Source organism: Variovorax soli (genome assembly GCF_031454625.1).
Lineage (GTDB): Bacteria > Pseudomonadota > Gammaproteobacteria > Burkholderiales > Burkholderiaceae_C > Variovorax > Variovorax soli_A.
Window position 1 is genome coordinate 435,893 of sequence record NZ_JAVDRF010000003.1, and the last position, 16,533, is coordinate 452,425.

A 16,533-nucleotide genomic window follows, 5' to 3' on the forward strand; every position below is an offset into this window, starting at 1 on the left:
ATAATCCAGAAGATGATCGCCCTCGACTGCTACTACAGCCTCTCCTCGCCCTGGGCCTACCTCGGCGGCCCGCAACTGCAGGACATCGTGCGCCGCCACCACGTGCGCCTCACGCTCAAACCCTACGACTTCCAGGCCGTGGTGCCGCAGACCGGCGGCATCCCGTTGAAGACGCGGCCCCAGGCGCGCCGCAGCTACCACGCGCTCGAGCTCGTTCGCTGGCGCGAGTACCTGGGCATGCCGCTGGTGCCGGAGCCGGCGCACTACCCCAAGGGCAAGCCCGCCGATCCGGACTGGAACAAGTACCCCGGCTGGATGGTGATCGCGGCCCAGCTGCAGGGGCTGGACGCGCAGCCGCTGTCGCACGCGCTGCTGCGCGCGCTGTGGGCCGAGGAGCGCGACACTTCGGATGCCGAGGTGCGCATCGCGGTGGCCGACGAGAACGGCTACGACGGCGCGGCGCTGCAGGCCCTGGAGCAGGGCGCCGAGACGCAGGCGGTCTATCGCGCCAACAGCGCCGAGGCGGTGGAGAAGGGCGTGTTCGGCTCGCCGACGTACATCCTCGACGGCGAGCGCTTCTGGGGCCAGGACCGGCTGGCATTCCTGGACCGGGCGCTCGATCGGCGGCGCAGCTGATCGCAGACACCGCTGCGGCAGATAATCCCCCGATGCGAATCCGCTTCACCAAGATGCAGGGCGCCGGCAACGACTTCGTCGTGCTGGACGAGACCCGCGGCGCGTTGGGCCTCGACGCGACGCAGTACCGCTTCCTGGCCGACCGCCATTTCGGCGTCGGCGCCGACCAGATCCTCAGCGTGCGGCCCGCGCCCGGCGAGGGCGTCGACTTCCAGTATGTGATCCACAACGCCGACGGTGGCGAGGTGGAGCAATGCGGCAATGGCGCGCGCTGCTTCATGCGCTTCGTGCGCGAGCACGGCCTGACCGACAAGGACCAGGTGCGGGTGCAGACGCTGTCGGGCGTCATCGAGCCCAGGATGGGCGCCGACGGCCGCGTGACGGTGGACATGGGCGCCCCCATCTTCGAGCCGCAGCGCGTGCCCTTCGACACCGCCGGCCTCGACCCGCAGCATGACAACGGCTGGCACACCTGGCACCTCACCCTGGGCACGCACGCCGAAAGCGCCAAGGTGTCGGTGGCGGTGCTCTCGATGGGCAATCCGCACGCGGTGCAGATCGTGCCGGATGTCGATACCGCGCCGGTGGCGAAGCAGGGTCCGGCGATCGAGCACCATCCGCGCTTTCCCCAGCGCGTCAATGCCGGCTTCATGCAGATCGTCGATCGCAGCCATGTGCGCCTGCGCGTGTTCGAGCGCGGCGCCGGCGAGACCCTGGCCTGCGGCACCGGCGCCTGTGCCGCGGTGGTGGCGGGCATCCGGCTCGGACGGCTCGATTCGCGCGTCGACGTGCAGACGCACGGCGGGCTGCTGACCATCGAGTGGACCGGCGACGGCGCCCCGGTGCTGATGACCGGCCCTGCCGTCACCGTCTTCGAGGGCGACATCGAGGTCCCCGACGCCCCGTGAAAGCGCCATGAACTTCCATCGACGAGACCCCATGAACCCCATCACCGAAGACGACATCGCCAACTACCTCTCGAACTCGCCCGACTTCTTCGAACGCCATGCGCAGCTGCTCGCGCAGGTGCAGCTCACCAGTCCGCACGGCAACCGCGCCGTCAGCCTGCAGGAGCGCCAGGCCGAGATGCTGCGCGAGAAGATCAAGGCGCTGGAGCACCGGGTGATGGACATGGTGCGCCACGGCACCGAGAACGTGGTCACCGCCGACCGCCTGCAGCGCTGGACCCGCGGCCTGCTGACCGCCCGCGATCCGCGCGCGCTGCCCACGCGCATCGCGAACGACCTGCAGACGCTTTTCGTGGTGCCCCAGGTCGCCATCAAGATCTGGGACTGCGACAGCAGCTATCTCCAGGAGCCTTATGCGCAGCAGGTCAGCGATGACATGAAGGCGCTGGCCACCTCGCTGACCGCGCCCTACTGCGGCCTCAATGCCGGCTTCGAGGTCGCGGGCTGGCTGCCCGAGCCGCAGGCAGCGGTGTCGATCGCGCTGATCCCGCTGCGGCCCGAGCCCGATGCGCCGGCTTTCGGCCTCCTGGTGCTGGCATCGCCCGATGCGCATCGCTTCAACGCCGAGATGGGCACCGACTTCCTGGAGCGCATCGCCGAGCTGGCCTCGGCGGCGCTGTCGCGGCTGCGCGCTTGACCGCTGGCCTTCGGCGCGCGCTGCCGGGCGCGCTGCTCGTGCTGCTGCTGGGCTATGCCGCGATCCACGCCACGATCTGGCTGCATGCGCGCGAGCGGCTCGCGCATCCGCCGGCACGTGCGGCCGACGTGGCGCTGGTGCTCGGCAATCGCGCCTACCGCGACGGCCGCCCGAACCCCTGCCTCACCGGGCGCGTCGATGCCGCCCTGGCCATGGCGCGCGCCGGCCTGGTGCGCCAGCTCGTGTTCTCGGGCGGCGTCGACCGGGAGGACGGCCGCATCGAGGCCGAGGTGATGCAGCAGCATGCACGCGCCGCGGGCTACGCGGGTGCGCTGCTGCTGGAGCCGGTGTCGCAGTCCACGCGGGAGAACCTCTCGATGTCGCGGCCGCTGCTCGAGGCGGCGGGCGTGCAGCGCGTGATCATCGTCTCCGAGCCTTACCACCTCTGGCGCGTCGAGCGCCTGGCGCACGCGCTGGGCTTCGATCGGCGCTTCGAGGTGCAGTACGCCGCTGCTTCCACCACGTGCTGGCAGCGCTGGGGGATGGCCTTCCGGGGCGCGTTGCGCGAGCCGCTGGCCATCGTGAACAATGCCGCCCATGGATACCTCCGCTGAATCGCCGCTCGTCGAGCGGTATCTCGAACATGTGCGGGTGGAACGCCGGTTGGCGGCGCGCAGCGTCGAGCTCTATGCGATTCACCTGAAGACGCTGGTCGAGAAGGCCCGGGCCGCGGGATTGGCGCTGGACCAGGTGCAGACCGCGCACGTGCGCCGCTGGATGGCGCAATTGCACAGCGCGGGCCGCGAGTCGCGCGGCATCGCGCTGGTGCTGTCCTGCTGGCGCGGCTTCTACCGCTGGCTCGGCCACGAGGGCCGCATCGTTGCGAACCCCGTGCAGGATGTGCACGCGCCCAAGTCCGGACGACCGCTGCCGAAGGCACTGGCGGTCGACGAGGCGGTGCAGCTCGCCGAGTTGCACGACGACGCGGCCGACCCGTGGACCGAGTCGCGCGACCGCGCCATCGTGGAGCTGCTCTATGGCTGCGGCCTGCGCGTCAGCGAACTGACCGGCCTCGACTTGCGCGCGAGCAACACGGCACGCGGCTGGGTCGATCTCGATGCGCGGGAGGCCAGCGTGCTCGGCAAGGGCAGCAAGCGGCGCAGCGTGCCGGTGGGCGCCAGGGCGGCCGAGGCGCTGGCGGCCTGGCTGGCGCGGCGCGAGGACTGTGCGGCGCTGCCGGCCGCGCGGCTGCGCGATCCGGCTGGCGCCGCGGCGCTCTTCATCGGCCGCACCGGCTTGCGCCTGTCCTCCCAGGCCGTCTGGCGCCAGCTGCGCCAACGCAGCCTGAAGGCCGGCCTGGCCGCGCCGGTGCATCCGCACATGCTGCGCCATTCCTTCGCCAGCCATGTGCTGCAGTCGAGCAGCGACCTGCGCGCCGTGCAGGAGCTGCTGGGCCACGCCAGCATCTCGACGACGCAGGTCTACACGCGCCTGGACTTCCAGCACCTGGCCAAGGCCTACGATGCAGCGCATCCGCGTGCGCGGGCGCTGGAAGACGGGAGCGGGCAGGCGAACGCAGAAGGCGCGAAGGTGTCGCGGAAGACGCAGAAAAGACCCGCATGAAATTTTTTCTTCATCTCTGCGCCCTCTGCGTTCGGCTGCCTTTCCGCGTCTTCGCACCCCTCCCATGAAAACACTCCGTCTGCGCCCCGGCAAGGAACGCTCGCTGCTGCGCCGCCATCCCTGGGTCTTCGAATCGGCCATCGCCAAGGGCGGCGGTGACGCCGGCGAGACGGTGCGCATCGAGGCCGAGGACGGCCGCTTCCTGGCCTGGGCGGCCTTCAGTCCCCATTCCAAGATCCGCGCGCGGGCCTGGAGCTTCGACGAGGCGCAGCGCATCGACGCCGGCTTCATGGCGGCGCGGGTGCAGGCCGCCGTTGCCGCGCGGCAGCTCTTCGACATCCACAGCGACGGCCTTCGCCTGGTGCACGGCGAGGCGGACGGGCTGCCGGGCCTGATCGTCGACCGCTACGGCGATACGCTGGTGGCGCAGTTCCTGTCGGCCGGCGCCGAGCGCTGGAAGAGCGTGCTGGCCGATGCACTGCTGGCCGCGTCCGGGCTGGCGAAGCTCTACGAGCGCTCCGATGCGAGCGGCCGCGAGCGCGAGGGCCTGGCGCCTGCGGCCGGCTGGCTGCGCGGCAGCGGGCCCAGCGAGCTCGCCATCCGCGAGCACGACTGGCAGCTCACGCTGGACATCGCCACCGGCCACAAGACCGGCTTCTATCTCGACCAGCGCGACAGCCGCCGGCGCTTTGCCGAGCTGGCGCGGCACCGGCGCTTCCGGCGCGTGCTCAACTGCTTCTGCTACACCGGCGGCTTCACGGTGGCGGCGCTGGCGGGGCTGAAGGCCGCCGGTGCGCTCGAGGGGGCGGAGCTGCTGTCGATCGACTCCTCGCTGCCGGCGCTCGAGCGCGCCCAGAGCCATGTGGCGTACAACGGCTTCGAGCAGGCCCGCACCGAATTCCTCGACGCCGATGTCAATGCCAGCTTGCGCCGCTTTCTCGACGAGGGCCGCAGCTTCGATGCCATCGTGCTCGACCCGCCCAAGTTCGCCCCCACCGTGGCCCACGCCGAGCGCGCGGCGCGGGCCTACAAGGACCTCAACCGACTGGCCCTGAAGCTGCTCGAGCCGGGCGGCGTGCTGCTGACCTTTTCGTGCTCGGGCGGCATCGGCGGCGACCTGTTCCACAAGATCGTGGCCTCGGCCGGCATCGATGCCGGCGTGGACGGCTACATCAGCGAGCGCCTGGGCGCGGCGCCGGACCACCCCATGACCATCGAGTTCCCGGAGGGCGAGTACTTGAAAGGCCTGGTGGTGGTGCGCAAATAGGGCACAAGGCACGCACGGCCCCTTTGCCCCTGCCGGAGCGTGGCTTGGGGCGCATGGCTAAACTTCCCGCCTTCCCCCTCGTCCCCCTTCCCGGAGCATCCATGGCCCTGATCCCCGCCACCATCCTCACCGGCTTCCTCGGCTCCGGCAAGACCACGCTGCTCAAGCGCATCCTGACCGAGGCGCACGGACAGAAGATCGCCGTGATCGAGAACGAGTTCGGCGAGGAGAACATCGACAACGACATCCTGGTCACCGAGTCCAAGGAGCAGATCGTGCAGATGAGCAACGGCTGCATCTGCTGCACCATCCGGGAGGATCTGCGCGAGGCCCTGCAGCTGCTGGCCGCCAAGAAGCGCAAGGGCCTGCTCGACTTCGATCGCGTGGTGATCGAGACCACCGGCCTGGCCGACCCGGGTCCGGTCGCGCAGACCTTCTTCATGGACGACGAGATCGCCGAGAGCTATCTGCTCGACTCGATCCTCACGCTGGTCGACGCCAAGCATGCGCCGCAGCAGCTCAACGACCGTCAGGAGGCGCGCCGCCAGGTCGGCTTTGCCGACCAGATCTTCATCAGCAAGAGCGACTTGGTGGCGGCCGAGGAAACCGAGGCGCTGATTCACCGCCTCAAGCACATGAACCCGCGTGCACCGCAGCAGAAGGTGCATTTCGGCGAGGTGCCGCTGTCGAACGTGTTCGACCTGCGCGGCTTCAACCTCAACGCCAAGCTGGACATCGACCCGGACTTCCTGAAGGAGGAAGAGGCGCACGACCACGACCATGCGCACGGCGAGCACTGCGACCACCCCTCGCACGGCGGCGAGGGCCATGGCCATCACCATCACCACGACGACGACGTGAAGAGCTTCGTCTTCCGCGCCGACCGCCCCTTCGACCCCGCGCGCCTGGAGGACTTCCTGGGCGCCATCGTCAACATCTACGGCCCCCGGATGCTGCGTTACAAGGGCGTGCTGCACATGCAGGGCACCGAGCGCAAGGTCATCTTCCAGGGCGTGCACCAGCTGATGGGCAGCGACCTCGGCCCGGCCTGGGGCCCCGACGAAAAGCGCAACAGCCGCATGGTGTTCATCGGCATCGACCTGCCGCGCGAGATCCTGGAGCAGGGCCTGGAGCAATGCCTGGTCTGAAGCCCGCTTCTTCCTGACCCCGTCGCGGCGCCGGCGATCGCGTCCGAGGTGACTGCTTCCGCCGATCGCGCCCATCCCTTCGAGTTCTCTATACAATCGCGCGCCTGTTCCGAGGCCAGGCATCGTCCTTCCCGGGACGATGTGTGACTTTCGGCATAGCGCTGCGCACGTTTACGGCATGCTTTCGGGGGTATAACCCCTGGGTTCGCCACTGGCGAGCCCCTGACAAGGCGGGGTTCCGCGAAGCCCTCGGGCAACAGTGGTTCCCATGGGAGTAAATCCCCATTGAAAGCGCGTACCAGTTCGTCGAAGGAGCCAGTCACCGTGAAGAAACCAGTCGCCAAGGCAATGCCCGTGTCCAAGCCAGCCGTCAAGAAGACGGCGGTTGCCAAGCAGGCTGCGCCCGTCGCGAAGAAGGTTTCAGCGTCCAAGCCCGTGAGGCCTGACGCGCCGCCGAAGCCCTCTGCCGTGAGCAAGGCCAAGGCTGCGGGTGCAGGCGCTTCCCCATCAACCAAGGCGGCCGGTACCCGCGCCGCCGCACCTGCTTCATCGAATCCCGTTAAAAAGGCGGCTGCGGCCCCCACGCCCGCGGCGACAACTGCTATGACCACTCCGACCAACCCCACCAGCACCCCTCCCTCCACCACGGCCGCTCCCGCACGCGGCGGGCGCGTTTCGCGGTTGTCGCAAGTCACCGTGCCTTCCATGCCGCAATCCGTGGCCTCCACCGCGGCCAAGTCCAGCTTCGTGCAGGTCGCGAACACCGCGCTGGTGCCGCCGCCGCCCATCGCGGTCAAGAAAGACCCCAAGCTGGCGAACAACTGGAAGACCAAGGCGCCGGAGGAGCTCAGCGATGCCGAGGTGATCGCGATGCCGGACTCGGAGTACATGAACGACAAGCAGATGGCCTTCTTCCGGCTCAAGCTGCAAGCATTGAAGCGCGGCATCCTCGAGAACGCCGGTGAGACCACCGAGCATCTGCGCGAAGACACGGTGGTGGTGCCCGACCCGGCCGACCGCGCCACCATCGAGGAAGAGCATGCGCTGGAGCTGCGCACCCGCGACCGCGAGCGCAAGCTGCTGAAGAAGATCGAGCAATCGATCCAGCGCATCGACGCCGGCGACTACGGCTACTGCGACGAGACCGGCGAGCCGATCGGCGTCGGCCGCCTGCTGGCCCGCCCGACCGCCACGCTGTCGCTCGAAGCGCAGCAGCGCCGCGAGCTCAAGCAGAAGATGTTCGGCGACTGAGCGCCGGACGGATCGAGGGGAGTCGCCGCGCATGGCCAAGGAAGACACCGGGCGCCTGCTGTCCAAGGTGGCGAAGTTCGTCCGCAATCCGCTCAAGGATTGGTCCGAGCTCGACGCCGAGGAGTCCTCGCAGCTCGAGAACGGCTACAGCCGCGAGATGCTCAAGGAAATGATCGAGCGGCGGCAGCGCAACGACTTCGTGCGCCGCCGGGAGTTCGACATGCTGCGCAAGCTGCGCCGGCGCGAGGCGGCCGGCGAGCGCGATGGGGCGGCTACGCCGTCCTCCTTCAACATCAGCAGCACGACCGGCAAGACCGAAGGCCGCGCACTCACGCTCAAGAAGATCGCCGAGATCGAAGAGCAGATGTCGCAGCAGTGGTGGAAGAACCGCGGCCCCGGCGGCCAGGCGGCCGAGGACGGCAAGGCGAGCTCCAGCGGCGACATGGCGGCTCAGCACGCACGCGCGTATGCCGACACCGTGCCCGGCGTGCAGCCGCCCCGGGGGGGCGCCGCTGCGGCCGCCGTGCCCTCTGTGTCCGACGGCTGCATCGAGGAGGCCGCGATCCGCTTCGCCCACGGCGACGATGCCGGCACCGAGGCCATCCTGCTGCAGGCGCTCGCGCCGGAAGCCTCGAGCGCCGATCACGACGACACGTGGCGCGCGCTGTTCGATTTCTACCGCGCCCTGGGCGATCCCGAGAAGTTCCAGGCGGCCGCGGTGCGCTATGCCCAGCGCACCAGGCGAAACGCGCCCGAATGGATCTCGCTGCGCGCAGTGGCGCGCCATGCCCAGGTCGTGGCAGCAGCCACCCCCAGCCTGCCGGAACCGGCGCCCGCCGGCGGCGCCGACTGGGCCAGTCCGGCGGTGCTCAAGCGCGAAAACCTGCTTGCCCTGACGCGCGCCCTGGGTGCGGCCGGCCCCATCTGGAAGCTGGACTGGAGCGCGCTCGATGCCATCGAGCCCGACGCCGCCGGTCCGTTGCGCGCGCTCTTCAACCACTGGGCCGACTCGGCGGTGCAGCTGCGCTTCGCCGGCGCCGACCGGCTGCTGATCGTGCTCACCGAGGCGACGCCGGTCAACGAACGCCGGGTCGATGCCGCCTGGTGGCAGCTGCACATGGCGGCCCTGCGGGTCATGCACCGGGCGGACGAATTCGAGCTGCTGGCGCTCAACTACTGCATCACTTACGAGGTGTCGCCGCCGCCCTGGGAAGACCCCAAGGGCGACTTCGGCGAGCTCGAAGCGCCGGCGGCGACGCCCCGGCCGTCGGTATCGTCCGGATTCTCGATCTCGGGCCACGACGACGAGCTGATGGGCGCGGATGCCGCGCCGACGCCCGCCGCGGCGGGCCACGGCTCGCTGGCGGGGGAGCTCGCCGGCGAATCGCTCTCGACCTGGGGGCGCCTCGACACCGAGTTGGCCGATGCGCAGGGCCTGAGCATTTCTTGCGCCGCGCTGGTGCGCATCGACTTCGCGGCCGCGGGGTCGCTGCTGAACTGGGTCACCGCCCGCGACGCACGCGGCCAGCGCGTCGCCTTCGTCGATGCACACCGTCTCATTGCCGCCTTCTTCGGCGTGATCGGGATCGCGGACCACGCCGAAGTGGGCGTCCGGGCGAACTGAGGCGCCTCTGGCGCGCGGGCGCCGCCGATCTACCGGCGGAGGAGGGCGCCGCGACGCGCTATTCTGTTTCCGGCCCTGCCTTCCGCTTTTCGGCTTGCATTCAGGCGGGCCATCGCCATATTGCTTCGATGGAACAATTTCACGGAACTACGATCATCAGCGTGCGCCGCAAAACCCCGAACGGCGACCAGGTCGCGATCGGCGGTGACGGCCAGGTCACCTTGGGCAACATCGTCATCAAGGGCAGCGCGCGCAAGGTGCGCCGGCTCTACCAGGGCAAGGTGCTCGCCGGTTTCGCCGGGGCCACCGCCGATGCCTTCACCCTCTTCGAGCGCTTCGAAGGCAAGCTCGAGAAGCACCAGGGCCACCTGGCGCGCGCCGCCATCGAGCTGACCAAGGACTGGCGCACCGACCGCGTGCTGCGCCGCCTGGAAGCGATGCTGGCGGTGGCCGACGCCCACAGCTCGCTGATCATCACCGGCAATGGCGACGTGCTGGAGCCCGAGAACGGCATCATCGCGATCGGCTCCGGTGGCGCCTACGCGCAGGCCGCGGCCAAGGCCCTGCTCGACCACACCGAGCTCAGCGCCGCCGAGATCGTGAAGAAGTCGCTCGAGATCGCAGGCGAGCTTTGCATCTACACGAACATGCACCACACCATCGAGACGCTCTGAATGTGGGCTTGACCGCGCGCAGAGCTCGCGGATACGCAGAAGTCGCAGAGAAGAACTCAGAATCCCGGCATTCCTTCTGCGCCTTCTGCGAAAGCTTCGCGTCTTCTGCGTTCGGTCGTCCGATCCCGTCTTCCAAGGCCCCAATCCCATGCCCATGACCCCCCAGGAAATCGTCTCCGAGCTCGACAACCACATCGTCGGCCAGCCCGACGCCAAGCGCGCGGTGGCCATTGCGCTGCGCAATCGCTGGCGCCGCCAGCAGGTCGACGACAAGCTGCGCGCCGAGATCACGCCCAAGAACATCCTCATGATCGGCCCCACCGGCGTGGGCAAGACCGAGATCGCGCGCCGTCTCGCGCGCCTGGCCGACGCACCCTTCATCAAGGTCGAGGCCACCAAGTTCACCGAGGTGGGCTACGTCGGCAAGGATGTGGACTCCATCGTCCGCGACCTGGCCGAGATGGCGGTCAAGCAGACGCGCGAGAGCGAGAGCGCCAAGGTCCGCATGCGCGCCGAGGACGGCGCCGAGGAGCGCATCCTCGACGTGCTGCTGCCCCCGGCCCGCACCGCCGACGGCTCCAACGCAGAGAGCAGCAATGCCACCCGCCAGGCCTTCCGCAAGAAGCTGCGCGAGCACCAGCTCGACGACAAAGAGATCGAGATCGAGCTGGCCGAGAACCGTGCCCCGCTCGAAATCATGGGCCCTGCCGGCATGGAGGACATGACCGAGCAGCTGCGCGGCATGTTCGGCCAGCTGACCCAGGGGCGGCGCAAGACGCGCAAGCTCAAGATCGGCGAGGCCATGCGCCTCCTGATCGACGAGGAGGCCGCCAAGCTGCTCAACGAGGACGAGATCCGCACCCAGGCGATCAACAACGCGGAGCAGAACGGCATCGTCTTCATCGACGAGATCGACAAGGTCGCCACCCGCAGCGAGACCCAGGGCGCCGACGTGTCGCGCCAGGGCGTGCAGCGCGACCTGCTGCCGCTGGTCGAGGGCACGGCGGTGAGCACCAAGTACGGCGTGGTGCGTACCGACCACATCCTCTTCATCGCCAGCGGCGCCTTCCACCTGAGCAAGCCGAGCGACCTGATCCCGGAGCTCCAGGGCCGCTTTCCCATCCGAGTCGAGCTGCAATCGCTGTCGGTGGCGGATTTCGAGAGCATCCTGACCCAGACGCGCGCCTCGCTGGTCAAGCAGTACCAGGCGCTGCTGGCGACTGAAGGCGTGACGCTGGAGTTCGCGCCCGATGGCATCACGCGGCTGGCCAGCATCGCCTACGAGGTCAACGAGCGCACCGAGAACATCGGCGCGCGGCGGCTCTCGACGGTGATGGAGCGGCTCCTGGACGAGGTGAGCTTCGACGCCACCAAGCTGGAGGGGCAGACCGTACGCATCGATGCGGCTTATGTCGACGCTCGCCTTTCGGCACTAAGTCACGACGAAGACCTTTCCCGATTCATTCTCTGAGCGGGGCTTTCGCACTCGAACGGTTCACGCAACACATTCATTGCGTGAGCTAAGTGCTTCATCTGCAACGGAATTCGATGTTTTTGAGACTTCAAAAACACTGCTAAGTCGTTGATTCCATTACAAAAAATAGCCGCGACGCCTGGTTGCAGGGTAGGTGTTTCCTGCTACAGTGCAAAAAAGTGCAGTTAAGTGGGAAAAAGTGTCCGATCGTGCCTCGCCGAGGTGCGCGGCGCCTTCCAAGACAGGGGTTTCGCGGTCGTGTTTCAAGGGGCTTCTTCGCTCAGTCTGGATGCCAAGGGGCGGCTCTCCGTGCCGACCCGGCATCGTGACGTGCTGAGCGCGACCGCGGCCGGCCAGCTCACGATCACGAAGCACCCCCATGGCTGCCTGATGGTGTTCCCCCGTCCGGAGTGGGAGAAATTCCGCGAGCGCATCGCGGCGCTTCCGATGTCGGCACAGTGGTGGAAGCGCGTCTTCCTGGGCAACGCCATGGACGTGGAAATGGACGGCACCGGCCGTGTCCTCATTTCGCCCGAGCTGCGAGCGGCGGCAGGCATCACGCGCGATGTTCTGCTCCTGGGCATGGGCAACAACTTCGAGCTCTGGGACAAGGCCACCTACGATGCCAAGGAGGCCGAGGCGACCCAGGGCGATATGCCCGATGTGTTCCAGGACTTCTCGTTCTGAGGCCCGCAGTGCAAACGCCATGGAGCCATACGACCGTGTTGTTGAAGGAGGCGGTGGAAGCCCTCCTTCCCGGGGACGCGCGCGGCTCCGGCACCTACGTCGATGCGACGTTCGGGCGCGGGGGGCATTCCCGGGCCATCCTGGAAAGACTGTCAGAAGCCGGCCGGCTGATCGCGTTCGACAAGGACGCGGAAGCGGTGGCCGAGGCAGCGCGCATCGAGGATGCGCGTTTTTCCATCCGGCACCAGAGCTTCGATCATCTGAGGGAACTGCCGCCGCGCAGCGTCGCCGGCCTTCTGATGGACCTCGGCGTGAGCTCCCCCCAGATCGACAACCCCGTACGGGGTTTTTCTTTTCGTTTCGACGGCCCGCTCGACATGCGCATGGACACCACGCGCGGCCAGAGCGTGGCCGAGTGGCTGGCAACGGCCGAAGTGCAGCAGATGGCGGAGGTGATTCGTGACTATGGCGAAGAACGGTTTGCTGTTCAGATTGCAAAGGCGATTGCAGCTCGCCGACAGGAACGGGGCCCAATTTCAACCACCGCCGAGCTGGCCGAGCTCGTGGCTGGCACGGTCAAAACCCGCGAGCCGGGCCAGAACCCTGCAACGCGCACATTTCAGGCTCTTCGGATTTTCATCAACGCCGAGCTTGAAGAGCTGCAACAGGCGCTAGAAGCGAGTCTTTCCGTGTTGCAACCCCGGGGCCGGCTCGCGGTGATCAGCTTCCATTCGCTCGAAGACCGCATCGTGAAGCAGTTCATCGCCAGGCACTCGCGCGAGGTCTACGACCGCCGCGCGCCCTTCGCTGCGCCGCGCGTGATGGCGCTGCGGGCCCTGGGCCGCATCAAGCCGTCGCAGGCCGAGGTGGAAGCCAATCCCCGGGCACGCAGCGCAATCCTGCGCATCGCCGAACGCACGGACGAGATCTGACCGTGGTGCGCCTCAACCTCCTCCTGCTCCTGGCTGTGCTGGCCTCGGCGATCTACCTGGTGCACACGCAGTACCTGTCGCGCCAGCTCTTCACGGAGCTGTACCGGGTGCAGAGCGAGACGCGCCGACTGGAGCTCGAGCACGATCGGCTGGAGGTGGAGAAGCGCGCCCAGGCCACGCCGCTGCGCGTGGAGCGGCTGGCGAAGGAGCAGCTGAAGATGCGCACCACCACGCCGGCGATCACGCAGTACGTGCGCGCCGACGGCACGGTGATCCCGGCTGTGGCGGCACCGACACCGGCCCCAGTGACAGGCACCGCAGCGCAACGTAGCGGCGCGCCGGCGACGCGAGGGCCGACGCCGTGAGCCGCCGCAGCGTCCAGTACACCACCAGCCCCTTGCTGGCGAGCAAGACGCCGGTCTGGCGCAGCAAGTTCATCGTCGGCGGCATCGCGTTCGGCTTCCTGGTGCTGGCCGGCCGCGCTGCCTATGTGCAGGTGTTCGACAACGCGTTCTTCCAACGCCAGGGCGAGGTCCGCTTCGCCCGCACGCTGGAACTGCCCGCCAACCGCGGCCGCATCCTGGACCGCAACGGCCTGCTGCTCGCCTCCAGCGTCGTGGCGCCCAGCATCTGGGCCATTCCCGAGGACATCGAGCGCGACGATCCCGAGGTCAAGGCCAAGCTGCGCCAGGTCGCGAAGCTGCTGGGCATGGCGCAGAAGGACTTCGACAAGAAGCTGGAGGACGAGGACAAGACCTTCGTCTGGATCCAGCGCCAGGTCGACGAGCCCATCGCCAAGCAGATCGCAGAGCTCAACATCAAGGGCCTCTACCAGCGCAAGGAATACAAGCGCCAGTATCCCGAGGGCGAGGCCGCCGCGCACGTGGTGGGCTTCACCAACGTCGAGGACAAGGGCCAGGAAGGCATCGAGCTTGCCTTCAACCAGGAGCTGGCCGGCCGGGCCGGCTCGAAGCGCGTGATCAAGGACCGCCTCGGCCGCGTGGTCGAGGGCATCGGCGAACAGGTACCGCCCGTGGATGGCAAGGACATCCAGCTCTCCGTGGACAGCAAGGTCCAGTTCTTCGCCTACCAGAAGCTGCGCGACGCGGTCACCACCAACAAGGCCAAGGCGGGCAGCGTGGTGGTGCTGGACGCCATCACCGGCGAGGTGCTGGCGTTGGCCAACTACCCGAGCTACGTGCCCGACAAGCGCCAGAACCTCACCGGCGAGCAGCTGCGCAACCGCGCGCTCACCGACACCTTCGAGCCGGGCTCGACCATGAAGCCCATCACGGTGGCGATGGCGCTGGAGGCGGGGCGCATCAAGCCGCAGACGCCGATCGACACCTCTCCGGGGCGCTACAGCATCGGCGGCTTCACCATCAGCGACACGCACAACTACGGCCTGCTGACGGTGGAGGGCGTGATCCAGAAGTCCAGCAACGTGGGCGCGCTCAAGATCGCCCAGAAGATGTCGCCGCACGAGATGTGGGACACCTACACCGCGCTCGGCTACGGCCAGAAGCCGCAGCTCCAGTTTCCCGGCGCCGTGACGGGGCGGCTGCGCCCGTGGAAGAGCTGGAAGCCGGTGGAGCAGGCCACCATGGCCTACGGCTACGGCCTGTCGGCCTCGTTGTTCCAGATGGCGCATTCCTACACCGCCTTCGCGCACGACGGCGACATCATTCCCGCCACCATCCTCAAGAATCCCGACCCCGCCGTGGGCGTGAAGGTGTTCTCGGCGCAGAACGCGCTGGCGGTGCGCAAGATGCTGCAGATGGCCGCGGGCCCCGGCGGCACGGGCCAGCGTGCGCAGACCATCGGCTATTCGGTGGGCGGCAAGTCGGGCACGGCGCACAAGCAGGTCGGGCGCGGCTATGCCAGCAACAAGTACCGCGCCTGGTTCACCGGCATGGCGCCGATCGAGAAGCCGCGCATCATCGTGGCGGTGATGATCGACGAGCCGAGCGCCGGCCAGTACTTCGGCGGCATGGTGGCGGCGCCCGTCTTCAGCGAGGTGGTGCAGCAGACGCTGCGCATGATGAACGTGCCGCCGGACCTGGCAGTCAAACCGCTGGTCGTCACCAATGGCGTGGAGGAGAGCTTCTGATGCTGGCGCTCCACAACCCCCTCGAAGCCTCGGCCTGGCTGAAGGCCCGCGTGCGCGGCGCGCTGCATGCCGACAGCCGGCCGGTGGGCGCGGGCGACGGCTTCGTCGCCTGGCCGGGCGCGGCGACCGATGGACGGCGCCACGTCGCGGCCGCACTGGCCCAGGGCGCAGCGGCCTGCCTGGTCGAGGCCGAGGGCGCCGAGGCCTTCGGCTTCGACGCGGGCGACGTGCGCATCGCCGGCTACGCCGGCCTGAAGGCCGCGACCGGACCGATCGCCGCCGCCTTCCACGACGACCCGTCGTCGCGCCTGGACGTGCTCGCCGTCACCGGCACCAACGGCAAGACTTCCACCGCCTGGTGGCTGGCACAGGCGCTGGCGGCGCACGACGCCACGCGCCCCTGCGCGGTGATGGGCACGCTCGGCATCGGCGTGCCGCCCGACCTCGCCTACACGGGCCTCACCACGCCCGACCCGGTGATGCTGCAACGCGAGCTGCGCGCCTTCGCCACGCGCGGCTTCGGTGCCTGCGCCATCGAAGCGTCCTCGATCGGCATCGCCGAGCGCCGCCTCGACGGCACGCGCATCGCGGTCGCCGTGTTCACCAACTTCACCCAGGACCACCTGGACTACCACGGCAGCATGGATGCCTACTGGCAGGCCAAGGCCGAGCTGTTCCGCTGGCCCGGCCTGCGCGCCGCGGTGGTCAACATCGACGACGTTCACGGTGCCAGCCTGGTGGGCAACCTGGTCGAGCGCGGCGAAAGTGCCCCGGATCTCTGGACCGTCTCGGCTGCCGGCGCGCCGGCCCGCCTCGCGGCGACGGAGGTCGGCTACGACGCCGAGGGCCTGCAGTTCACCGTGGCCGAGCGCGGCGTCGCGCCCGAGCGCCTGCGCACCCGCCTGATCGGCCAGTACAACGTGGCCAACCTGCTGGGCGTGCTCGGCACCCTGCGCGCGCTGGGCCTCACGCTGGCGCAGGCGGTGGCGGCCTGCGCCCGGCTGGACAGCGTGCCGGGCCGCATGGAGCGCGTGAGCCTGCCGGGACGGCCGTTGGCCGTGGTCGACTACGCCCACACGCCGGACGCACTGGACAAGGCCCTGGCCGGCCTGCGCCCGCTGGCGCGGCAGCGCGGCGGGCAGCTCTGGTGCATGTTCGGCTGCGGCGGCGACCGCGACCGCGCCAAGCGGCCGATGATGGCTGCGGTGGCCGAGAAGCAGGCCGACCGCGTGGTCCTGACCAGCGACAACCCGCGCAGCGAGAAGCCCGGCGCCATCATCAGCCAGATCCTGCTGGGACTGGCGCGCCCCGAGGCGGCCCAGGTCGAGCCCGACCGCGCCGAGGCCATCCGCCAGACCCTGGCCCAGGCCGCGCCCGAGGACGTGGTGCTGCTGGCGGGCCGCGGCCACGAAGCCTGGCAGGAGATCGCCGGCGAGCGCATCGCGTTCTCCGACCGGGCGCACGCCGTCGATGCACTGACGCGAAGGAGTGGGCAATCATGA

General features: G+C 68.8%; 16 protein-coding genes. All 16 read left to right on the plus strand.

The window, feature by feature from the left end; genetic code table 11:
• The first annotated feature begins 12 nt into the window (after positions 1–12).
• The 16 genes from J2739_RS09210 (at position 13) to J2739_RS09285 (ending at position 16,533) form a co-directional block, all read left to right on the plus strand.
• On the plus strand, positions 13–636 hold the full coding sequence (locus tag J2739_RS09210) for a 2-hydroxychromene-2-carboxylate isomerase (protein WP_309900733.1): 624 nt from the start codon (positions 13–15) through the stop codon (positions 634–636).
• A gap of 32 nt (positions 637–668) precedes the next feature.
• Complete coding sequence (gene dapF, locus J2739_RS09215) at positions 669–1,544, plus strand: diaminopimelate epimerase (RefSeq protein WP_309900735.1); 876 nt, start codon at positions 669–671, stop codon at positions 1,542–1,544.
• A gap of 31 nt (positions 1,545–1,575) precedes the next feature.
• Entirely contained in the window at positions 1,576–2,241 is a 666-nt protein-coding gene (locus J2739_RS09220; protein ID WP_309900736.1) for a DUF484 family protein, read from the plus strand.
• Positions 2,238–2,855: a YdcF family protein gene (locus J2739_RS09225; RefSeq protein ID WP_309900738.1), complete on the plus strand. Its 618-nt coding sequence runs from the start codon at positions 2,238–2,240 to the stop codon at positions 2,853–2,855. Before J2739_RS09220 ends, J2739_RS09225 begins: the two co-directional genes overlap by 4 nt.
• Positions 2,839–3,864 (plus strand): tyrosine recombinase XerC, encoded by a 1,026-nt coding sequence (locus J2739_RS09230; protein ID WP_309900740.1) that lies wholly within the window; start codon positions 2,839–2,841, stop codon positions 3,862–3,864. Before J2739_RS09225 ends, J2739_RS09230 begins: the two co-directional genes overlap by 17 nt.
• 64 nt (positions 3,865–3,928) lie before the next feature.
• Entirely contained in the window at positions 3,929–5,131 is a 1,203-nt protein-coding gene (locus J2739_RS09235) for a class I SAM-dependent rRNA methyltransferase (RefSeq protein ID WP_309900741.1), read from the plus strand.
• A gap of 101 nt (positions 5,132–5,232) precedes the next feature.
• Complete coding sequence (locus tag J2739_RS09240; protein WP_309900743.1) at positions 5,233–6,279, plus strand: CobW family GTP-binding protein; 1,047 nt, start codon at positions 5,233–5,235, stop codon at positions 6,277–6,279.
• A gap of 348 nt (positions 6,280–6,627) precedes the next feature.
• Positions 6,628–7,530, plus strand: coding sequence for an RNA polymerase-binding protein DksA (gene dksA, locus J2739_RS09245; protein WP_405053862.1), 903 nt, complete (start codon positions 6,628–6,630; stop codon positions 7,528–7,530).
• Positions 7,531–7,561: 31 nt separating this feature from the next.
• The gene (locus J2739_RS09250) at positions 7,562–9,154 is read left to right on the plus strand and encodes an STAS domain-containing protein (protein WP_309900747.1); all 1,593 of its coding nucleotides are present in this window, start codon (positions 7,562–7,564) and stop codon (positions 9,152–9,154) included.
• A 128-nt stretch (positions 9,155–9,282) separates the two neighbouring features.
• A complete protein-coding gene (gene hslV / locus J2739_RS09255) occupies positions 9,283–9,828 on the plus strand; it encodes an ATP-dependent protease subunit HslV (protein WP_309900749.1) in 546 nt (181 codons plus the stop codon).
• 148 nt (positions 9,829–9,976) lie between these two features.
• Positions 9,977–11,299, plus strand: coding sequence for an ATP-dependent protease ATPase subunit HslU (gene hslU, locus J2739_RS09260; RefSeq protein ID WP_309900751.1), 1,323 nt, complete (start codon positions 9,977–9,979; stop codon positions 11,297–11,299).
• Between the two features lie 261 nt (positions 11,300–11,560).
• Positions 11,561–11,989, plus strand: a complete 429-nt coding sequence (mraZ, locus tag J2739_RS09265) for a division/cell wall cluster transcriptional repressor MraZ (protein WP_309900754.1) — start codon at positions 11,561–11,563, stop codon at positions 11,987–11,989.
• A gap of 8 nt (positions 11,990–11,997) precedes the next feature.
• On the plus strand, positions 11,998–12,921 hold the full coding sequence (gene rsmH / locus J2739_RS09270; protein ID WP_309900755.1) for a 16S rRNA (cytosine(1402)-N(4))-methyltransferase RsmH: 924 nt from the start codon (positions 11,998–12,000) through the stop codon (positions 12,919–12,921).
• Positions 12,922–12,923: 2 nt separating this feature from the next.
• Positions 12,924–13,286 carry a cell division protein FtsL gene (gene ftsL, locus J2739_RS09275; protein ID WP_309900757.1) on the plus strand — a complete coding sequence of 121 codons (363 nt, stop codon included), beginning with the start codon at positions 12,924–12,926 and terminating at the stop codon, positions 13,284–13,286.
• Complete coding sequence (locus J2739_RS09280) at positions 13,283–15,031, plus strand: peptidoglycan D,D-transpeptidase FtsI family protein (RefSeq protein ID WP_309900759.1); 1,749 nt, start codon at positions 13,283–13,285, stop codon at positions 15,029–15,031. The genes ftsL and J2739_RS09280 overlap by 4 nt, the downstream gene beginning before the upstream one ends.
• Positions 15,031–16,533 carry a UDP-N-acetylmuramoyl-L-alanyl-D-glutamate--2,6-diaminopimelate ligase gene (locus J2739_RS09285; protein WP_309900761.1) on the plus strand — a complete coding sequence of 501 codons (1,503 nt, stop codon included), beginning with the start codon at positions 15,031–15,033 and terminating at the stop codon, positions 16,531–16,533. Before J2739_RS09280 ends, J2739_RS09285 begins: the two co-directional genes overlap by 1 nt.